Origin of the sequence: Mesorhizobium sp. B1-1-5 (assembly GCF_006443065.1) — a bacterium.
GTDB lineage: Bacteria > Pseudomonadota > Alphaproteobacteria > Rhizobiales > Rhizobiaceae > Mesorhizobium.
This window is the reverse complement of the sequence record NZ_VFWS01000487.1, coordinates 1-1,237: the sequence shown is the minus strand read 5'-3', so window position 1 is coordinate 1,237 and position 1,237 is coordinate 1. Positions and strand designations below refer to the sequence as shown.

Below are 1,237 nucleotides of genomic sequence, written 5' to 3'. Positions count from 1 at the left end.
CCACGTCGTCGTCAGCGTGCAGCACTATGGCTCCAGGCTTGCTCATGCGCCGGCAAGCCGGACCTGGACGCCGGTCGCGTCTTCGCGCAGCTTCAGCACGGCGCCGACATCCTTGCCGGCCATGCCAGCGTCCATCGCCTCCCTGAGCACGGCGAGCGTGGCGCCCCCGACCGGCGTCTCGACGCCGAGCGCGTCGTTCATCGCCAGGGCAAGCCGGCAATCCTTGTGGGCAAGCTTGACCATGAAGCCTGGCTCGAAGTCGCCCTTGAGCGCGCGATTGTGCATCGCCACCGCCAATTGCTGGTTCCAGGCCATCGTCGTCTTCAGCACGTTGATCATGGTGTCGAGCGTCAGGCCCGCCTTGGCGCCGGCGACCAGCGCCTCGGAGCTGGCCGTTATCAGCACGCTGGCCAGCAGGTTGTTGGTGAGCTTCATTGCCTGCCCCATGCCGAGCCCGCCGCAATGGATGAGGTCGGCCCCCATGCTCGACAGGATCGGGCGCGCGCGCTCCAGCACGGCGGCATCGCCGCCGATCATCAGCGTCGAGGTTCCGGCGATGGCGTGCTCCACCGTCTTGCCAACAGGGCTGTCGATCATGTCGACGCCGCGTTGCGCCAGCCATGCGCCGATACGCTGGGTGGTCTGCGGGTCGATCGTGCTCATGTCGATATAGAGGCTGCCGGCCCTGAGGCCATGACCGAGGCCGTCGGCACCGAGCACGGCGGCCTCCACATCAGGCGCATCCGGCAGCATGGTGATGACGATTTCCGATTGCTGTGCAACCTCGCGCGGCGACGCCGCCGCCCGAGCGCCGGCCTCGACGAGTTTTTTCACCGCCACGGGATTGAGGTCGAAGACCGTCAGCGCGTGTCCCGCCTTGAGCACGTTGCGGGCCATGGGTGCGCCCATGGTTCCAAGCCCGACAAATCCGACTGACGTCATGGATCAACTTCCTTCCCTGAATTACTCTGAATGCGCGTGCCGCCCGAACTCCTCAGGACGGCACTTTCCACTGGTCGAGCTGCCATGCCGGCAGGCCACGCAGATCCTTGGCATTCTTGTCGGTGAAGCCGCTTTCGTCCGGCACCTTGCCCGTGCCCTCATAGGCTTTCTGAAGCAGCGGCGCCGCCTTGCCGAAGGCGGCCTTGACCTGGTCCCAGCTCAGCGCCTCAGGAATCATCTTGCCGGCAACCATGAACTGGGAGATTTGGCTGATTGCCGCCGCATCGCCTTCGGT

General features: G+C 65.6%; 1 protein-coding gene and 1 pseudogene. Both read right to left on the bottom strand.

Annotated features, from left to right (window positions below; translation table 11 throughout):
• Positions 1-42: 42 nt before the first annotated feature.
• On the bottom strand, positions 43-942 hold the full coding sequence (locus FJ980_RS32595; RefSeq protein WP_140547558.1) for an NAD(P)-dependent oxidoreductase: 900 nt from the start codon (positions 940-942) through the stop codon (positions 43-45).
• Between the two features lie 52 nt (positions 943-994).
• Positions 995-1,237 (bottom strand): annotated as a pseudogene (locus FJ980_RS35020) (ABC transporter substrate-binding protein); the annotation flags it as partial.

What these genes read in the sequence shown, in the direction of transcription:
- FJ980_RS32595 (WP_140547558.1), bottom strand. Translation starts at nt 942, where the DNA reads ATGACGTCAGTCGGATTTGTCGGGCTTGGAACCATGGGCGCACCCATG.